This window comes from Clavibacter sp. MX14-G9D (assembly GCF_032917815.1).
GTDB lineage: Bacteria > Actinomycetota > Actinomycetes > Actinomycetales > Microbacteriaceae > Clavibacter > Clavibacter michiganensis_K.
In genome coordinates, this window is the sequence record NZ_JAVCVL010000149.1 from 1 (window position 1) to 6955 (window position 6955).

The 6955-nt window shown below is 73.5% G+C and carries 5 protein-coding genes; 1 reads left to right on the plus strand and 4 read right to left on the minus strand.

Features of this window, described 5'->3' with window-relative positions; all coding sequences use genetic code 11:
* Positions 1-30: 30 nt before the first annotated feature.
* From Q6969_RS11465 to rhaI, 4 genes are all read right to left on the minus strand, one after another.
* A complete protein-coding gene (locus tag Q6969_RS11465) occupies positions 31-1275 on the minus strand; it encodes an alpha-hydroxy acid oxidase (RefSeq protein ID WP_317230558.1) in 1245 nt (414 codons plus the stop codon).
* A gap of 50 nt (positions 1276-1325) precedes the next feature.
* Positions 1326-2786 (minus strand): rhamnulokinase family protein, encoded by a 1461-nt coding sequence (locus Q6969_RS11470; protein WP_317230559.1) that lies wholly within the window; start codon positions 2784-2786, stop codon positions 1326-1328.
* A gap of 31 nt (positions 2787-2817) precedes the next feature.
* Positions 2818-4854, minus strand: coding sequence for a bifunctional aldolase/short-chain dehydrogenase (locus Q6969_RS11475; protein ID WP_317230560.1), 2037 nt, complete (start codon positions 4852-4854; stop codon positions 2818-2820).
* Between the two features lie 84 nt (positions 4855-4938).
* Complete coding sequence (rhaI, locus tag Q6969_RS11480) at positions 4939-6108, minus strand: L-rhamnose isomerase (protein WP_317230561.1); 1170 nt, start codon at positions 6106-6108, stop codon at positions 4939-4941.
* A 226-nt stretch (positions 6109-6334) separates the two neighbouring features.
* Here rhaI and Q6969_RS11485 point away from each other — a divergent pair.
* Positions 6335-6955: LacI family DNA-binding transcriptional regulator (locus Q6969_RS11485; RefSeq protein WP_317230562.1), on the plus strand; the 621-nt coding region annotated here is incomplete at its 3' end.

Sequence of the window (6955 nt, forward strand, 5' to 3'; positions counted from 1 at the left end):
GCGCGCCGCGCCGCCCGCGCCGGCCCGCCGTCAGGCGCGCGGGCGCGGGCGCGGCTGCAGCCGCTCGAGCTGCGTCACGTGCTGCGGCGTGAGCTCCTCGAGGGAGTGCGCGCCGAGGAGCTTCATGGTGCGGACGATCTGGTCCGAGAGGATCGCGATGGTGCGGTCGACGCCCTGGCGCCCGCCGGCCATCAGGCCGTAGAGGTAGGCGCGGCCGATGAGGGTGAACCTCGCGCCGAGGGCGATGGAGGAGACGATGTCGGCCCCGTTCATGATGCCGGTGTCGACCATGACCTCCGTGTCCTGGCCGACCTCGCGCACGACCTCGGGCAGCAGGTGGAACGGGATCGGGGCGCGGTCGAGCTGGCGGCCGCCGTGGTTGGACAGGACGATGCCGTCGACGCCCGCGTCGACGAACCGCTGCGCGTCCTCGATGCTCTGCACCCCCTTGATGACGAGCTTCCCGGGCCACATCCCGCGGATGATGCGCAGGTCGTCGAAGCTGATGGTGGGGTCCATGGCCAGGTCGAGGAGGTCGCCCACGGTGCCGCCGGTGGCGCTGAGGGAGGCGAACTCGAGCTTCTTCGTGGTGAGGAAGTCGTACCACCACCACGGGCGGGGGAGCGCGTCGAGGACGGTGCCGACGGTCAGCTGCGGCGGGATGGAGAAGCCGTTGCGCTTGTCACGGAGGCGCGCGCCGGCGACCGGCGTGTCCACCGTGAAGAAGAGCGTCTCGTAGCCGGCGGCGGCGGCCCGCTCGACGAGGCCGTAGGAGATGTCGCGGTCGCGCATCACGTAGAGCTGGAACCAGTTGCGCCCGTGGGGGTTCGCCGCCTTCACGTCCTCGATGGACGTGGTGCCGAGCGTCGACAGCGTGAAGGGGATGCCGGCGGCCGCCGCCGCCCCCGCCCCCGCGGTCTCGCCCTCGGTCTGCATCAGCCGGGTGAAGCCGGTCGGCGCGATGCCGAACGGCAGCGCGGACGGGGCGCCGAGCACGGTCGCGGTGGTGTCGACCGACGCGACGTCGCGCAGCACCTGCGGGTGGAACTCGACGTCCTCGAACGCCTGCCGGGCGCGGGCGATCGAGATCTCGCCCTCCGCCGAACCGTCGGTGTAGTCGAACGCGGCCTTGGGCGTCCGTCGCTTGGCGATCGTGCGCAGGTCCTCGATGGTGAGCGCGGCGTCGAGGCGGCGCTTGCGGCCGTCGAGCTCGGGCCTCTTGAAGCTCAGGTACTCGAGGAGCTCGACGGGCTTGGGGATCTGACGTTGCACCATGTGCGCGCCTCCCTTTCTGTGGGATCGGATGCGGGGAGTCGCCGGCCCGCTCAGCGGGCGCGGGACCTCGGTCGGTACCTCACCGGGGGGTACGACCGCAGGACGAGGGATCGGAGCGATCCGAGGGAGCCGCTCGCGAGCCCGTGGGATCGAGCCTGCACGAGGATGTTGCCGATCGCCGTCGCCTCGACCGGTCCGGCGAGCACGGGGAGGCCCGTGCGGTCGGCGGTGAGCTGGCAGAGGAGCGCGTTCTGGGATCCGCCGCCGACGACGTGGATCTCGCGGATGCCGCGTCCGGAGATGCGCTCCGCATCCCGCAGCGTCGCCGCGTACGTCTCGGCGAGCGATTCGAGGATGCTGCGGACCAGGGCCGCGCGGGTGGCGGGCGCCGGCCGGTCGTGCTCCTGGAACCAGCCCGCGATGCGCGCCGGCATGTCGCCCGGCGGCGTGAAGCGCGGGTCCTGGATGTCGAACGTCGATGCCGGGCCCGGGACGCGCGCGGCCTCGTCCAGGAGGGTCGCGAGGTCGCTGCTGCGCTCGGAGTCGGTGGATGCCGCGCCGTCCCACGCGCGCATCGACTCGCTGAGGAGCCACAGCCCGGAGACGTTGCGGAGCAGGCGCGTGGTGCCGTCGACGCCGCCCTCGTTGGTGAACCCGGCCCGGCGTGCGTGCTCGGTGAGGAGGGGGCGGTCGAGCTCCAGGCCGACGAGCGACCACGTGCCGCTGGAGATGTACGCGGCGTCGTCCCCGGTCATGGGCACCGCGACCACGGCGGACGCGGTGTCGTGGGACCCGACCGCCGTGACGCGGACACCGCCGGCCGCTCCGATCGCGCGGCCGACCGAGGGCAGGAGGGAGCCCGTCGTCGTGCCCGGCGCGATCAGGGGAGCGAGGAGATCCCGCGGGATCTCGAGGAGGTCGAGGAGGCCGAGGTCGAGGTCGCCCGTGACCGGTGAGACGAGGCCGGTGGTGGACGCGTTCGTGGCCTCCGTCGCCTCGACGCCGGTGAGCCACCAGGTGAGCAGGTCCGGCATCAGCGACGCCCGGTCGGCCAGCGGGAGGGTCCCGGCGAGGCGGTCGGCGGTGAGCTGGAAGACCGTGTTGAAGGGCAGGTGCTGCAGGCCGGTGCGGGCGAAGAGGTCCGCCGCCGGGATCCGCTCGTGCACCGCGGTCACGGCCGCCGCCGTGCGCGTGTCGCGGTAGTGGTAGGGCGCCCCGATCAGGCGGCCGGCCCGCAGGAGCCCGTAGTCGACCGCCCACGAGTCCACGCCGATGGAGACCAGGTCGTCGGCGTCGCGGACGGCGGTGCCGAGGCCGTCGAGGACGGACCGCCAGAGCCCGGTCGTGTCCCAGTGCAGGCCGGCCGTGTCGGGCGCGCCCTCGTGCAGGGACACGGGGCGGTTGGCGAAGCGCGCGACGTGGCGGAGGCGGATCCCGTCGGCGTCGACGCTGCCGAGGATCACGCGTCCGCTGCTCGCGCCGAGGTCGACGGCCGCGACCTGCGTCACCACGCCCGCGCCGCCTCCGCGGCGCAGCGGGGCGTCATCGGAGGAACGCCGCCGCGACGCCCGCGTCGACGGGGACGTGGAGGCCGGTGGTGTGCGAGAAGTCCGACGTGCAGAGCGCGAACACGGCGTTCGCGACGTTCTCGGGGACGACCTCGCGCTTCAGGATGGTGCGCTGCGCGTAGAACGCACCCAGGTCCTCCTCCTCGATCCCGTAGGTCCTCGCCCGATTGGCGCCCCACCCGGAGGCGAAGATGCCGGAGCCGCGGACGACGCCGTCGGGGTTGATGCCGTTGACCTTGATGCCGTGCTCGCCGAGCTCGGCCGCGAGCAGCCGCACCTGGTGGGCCTGGTCCGCCTTGGTGGCCGAGTAGGCGATGTTGTTCGGTCCGGCGAAGACCGAGTTCTTCGAGGAGATGTAGACGATGTCGCCGCCGAGGCCCTGGTCGACGAGCACGCGCGCCGCGGCCTGGGAGACGAGGAAGGAGCCCTTGGCCATCACGTCGTGCTGCAGGTCCCAGTCCGCCTCGGTCGTGTCGAACAGCGACTTGGAGAGGCTGAGGCCCGCGTTGTTGACGACGAGGTCGAGGCCGCCGAACGCGAGGACGGCGGCGTCGACGGCGGCCTTCACGGCCGCGGCGTCGGACACGTCCGCGGCGACGCCGATCGCGACGTCGGGCGAGCCCAGCTCCGCGGCCGCGGCCTGCGCCTTCCGGAGGTCGAGGTCCGCGACGACGACGCACGCGCCCTCGGCGGCGAGGCGCGTGGCGATGGCCTTGCCGATGCCGGACGCGGCGCCCGTGACGAGCGCGATGCGGGAGGCGAGGGGCTTCGGCTTCGGCCTCCGCTGCAGCTTGGCCTCCTCGAGCGCCCAGTACTCGATGCGGAACTTCTCGGCCTCGTCGATGGGCGCGTAGGTCGAGATGGCCTCCGCGCCCCGCATGACGTTGATCGCGTTGACGTAGAACTCGCCGGCGACGCGGGCGGTCTGCTTGTCGGGCCCGTAGGAGAGCATGCCGACGCCCGGGACGAGCACGATCAGCGGGTCGGCGCCGCGGATGGCGGGGCTGTCCGGCGTCGCGTGGGCGTCGTAGTAGGCCTGGTAGTCCGCGCGGTAGGCCGCATGCAGGGCGGGGAGGCGCTCGAGGATCTCCTCGACGGATGCCGTGGCCGGCAGGTCGACGACGAGCGGCTTCACCTTGGTGCGGAGGAAGTGGTCGGGACAGGAGGTGCCCAGCGCGGCGAGGCGCGGGTGCTCCGTGCTGGCGAGGAAGTCGAGCACCTCCGCCGAGTCGGTGAGGTGGCCGACCTGGGGACGGTCGTGCGAGGCGATCGCGCGCAGGTGCGGGGCGAGGGCGGCGGCCTTGGCGCGACGCTCCTCCGCGGGCAGGGCGGCGTAGCCGTCGAGCGCGGGACCGAACGGCTCCGGCGCGCCGTGCTCGACGATGTACGCGGCCGCGGTCTCGATGATGTGCCGCGAGTTCCACTCCGCCTCCTCGCTCGTGTCGCCCCAGGCGGTGATGCCGTGCCCGCCGAGGATCGCCCCGATGAGCGTCGGATCGGCCTCCTTGATCGCGGCGATGTCGAGCCCGAGCTGGAAGCCGGGGCGCCGCCACGGCACCCAGGCGACGGTCCCGCCGAAGGCCTCGGCCGTCAACCGCTCGCCGTCGGCGGCCGTCGCGAAGGCGATGCCGGAGTCGGGGTGGAGGTGGTCCACGTGCGCCGCGTCGACGAGACCGTGCATGGCCGTGTCGATCGACGGTGCGGCGCCGCCCTTGCCGTGCAGCGCGTAGTCGAACGCCGCCACCATCTCGTCCTCCCGCTCGACGCCCGGATAGACGCCCGCCAGCGCGCGCATCCGGTCGAGCCGCAGGACCGCCAGACCCGACTCGGTCAGCGTGCCGAGGTCGCCGCCGGAGCCCTTCACCCAGAGCAGCTCGACCGGCTCGCCCGTGACGGGATCGGTGTCCGTGCCCTTCGCGGACGTGTTGCCGCCCGCGTAGTTCGTGTTCCGGGGGTCGGCGCCGAGGCGGTTCGAGCGGGCGATGAGCTCCGCGGCGGTGTCGTTCGTCATGGTGCGGGTTCCTGTCGGCTGGCGCGGTGGGCGGGCGGGAGGGGCGTGCGGGAGGGGCGGATCCGTGCGGGGAGGCGCGGGGGCTCAGGCGCCCCAGCCGGACTGGGTGCCGCCGACGCGCGCCGCGGCGAGGCGCTCGCCGTGGCCGGAGTCGGCGTAGGCGCGCATGGGGTCGGCCGGCAGTCCGCGGCTCTCCCGCCACGCGGCCAGCGCGGGACGGACGTCGGAGTAGAACGCGTCCATCAGGATGCCGTTCGCCCCGAGCACGTCGCCGGCGACCTGCGCGGCCTCCAGCGCTTCGCGGTCCACGAGCAGCGCGCGCGCCGTCATCTCCTGCACGTTGAGCACGGAGCGGATCTGCCCGGGGATCTTGTCCTCGACGTTGTGGCACTGGTCGAGCATGAACGCGACGGGGGAGTCCGGCCCGTAGCCGCCGCCGCGGACGACCTCGTGGAGGATGCGGAACAGCTGGAACGGGTCGGCCGCGCCCACGATGAGGTCGTCGTCCGCGTAGAAGCGCGAGTTGAAGTCGAACGAGCCGAGCTTCCCGAGTCGCAGCAGCTGGGCGACGATGAACTCGATGTTGGTCCCGGGCGCGTGGTGCCCGGTGTCGAGGCACACGAGCGCGCGCTCGCCGAGGGCGGCCACGTGCGCGTAGCTGGTGCCCCAGTCCGGGACGTCCATGTGGTAGAACGCCGGCTCGAAGAACTTGTACTCGAGCACCATCCGCTGCGTACCGCCGAGCCGGGCGTAGATCTCCGCGAGGGACTCGGCGAGCCGGTCCTGGCGTCCGCGGATGTCCTGCTGGCCGGGGTAGTTCGAGCCGTCGGCGAGCCAGACCTTGAGGTCCCGGGAGCCCGTCGCATCCATGATGTCGATGCAGGCGAGGTGGTGGTCGACGGCCATCCGCCGGATCGCCGGGTCGGAGTGCGTGAGCGAGCCGTGCTTGTAGGCGTCGTCCTGGAAGGTGTTCGAGTTGATCGTCCCGAGCGCCACGCCCTCGGACGCGGCGTACTCGCCGAGCGCGGCGTAGTCGTCGACCCGGTCCCACGGGATGTGCAGCGCGACCGTCGGGGCGAGTCCCGTCAGCCGGTTCACCGTCGCGGCGTCGGAGATCTTCTCCTCGATCGTGCGGGGCGTCCCCGGGGTCGTGAAGACCTTGAAGCGGGTGCCGGCGTTGCCGAACGCCCAGGAGGGGAGCTCGATGGCCTGCTGCTCGAGCTGGCGGAGGATCTCGGGGCCGAGTTCGGTCACGGGCGTGTCCTTGTCTACGTCGTCGGAGGCGGTCCCGGTCATGAATCGTTTCACGGGATGTCATGACAGTAGCGGGGGACCGGACGGCGTGTCAACGACGCGCGCCGTCCGCGGACCCGGGCCCGTCCGTCCCGGGGGCGCGGCATGGCATAGCCTCGGGATCCGGGGCGCCGTCCGCGACCGCCCCGCACCCGCACCCTGACCACCCCGACGCCGAGGAGCCGACGTGGCCGTGAGCATCCGCGACGTCGCCGCCCGCGCGGGAGTGTCCGTGGGCACCGCGTCGAACGTCCTCAACCGGCCGGAGCGGGTCAACGCCGACGCCGTCCGCCGGGTGCACGACGCCATCGCGGAGCTCGGCTTCGTGCGCAACGACGCGGCCCGCCAGCTGCGGGCCGGCCGCAGCCGCAGCGTCGGCCTCGTGGTGCTCGACGCCGGCAACCCGTTCTTCGCGGAGCTCGCCCGCGGCGCGCAGGCGCGGGCCGCCGAGGCCGGGCTCGCGGTCCTCCTCGCGAGCACCGACGGCGACGCCGCGCAGGAGGACGCGTACCTCGACCTGTTCGAGGAGCAGCGGGTGACGGGCGTGCTCATCTCGCCGCAGGGCGAGGGCTCGCCGCGGATCGCCCGGCTGCGGGCCCACGGGATCCGGTGCGTCCTCGTCGACCGGGAGGCCGACGACCCCGACGTCTCGTCGGTCGCGGTGGACGACGTCGCCGGGGGACGGCTCGCGGTGGAGCACCTGCTCGGGCTCGGGCGGCGCCGCATCGCGGTCGTCGGCGGACCGGCGTCCGTGCGGCAGGTCGCCGACCGCGTCGCCGGTGCCCGCGAGGCCGTCGCCGCCGTGCCC

Coding starts and splice junctions, on each gene's coding strand:
- Q6969_RS11475 (WP_317230560.1), bottom strand. CDS start 4,854: ATGACGAACGACACCGCCGCGGAGCTCATCGCCCGCTCGAACCGCCTC.
- Q6969_RS11465 (WP_317230558.1), bottom strand. CDS start 1,275: ATGGTGCAACGTCAGATCCCCAAGCCCGTCGAGCTCCTCGAGTACCTG.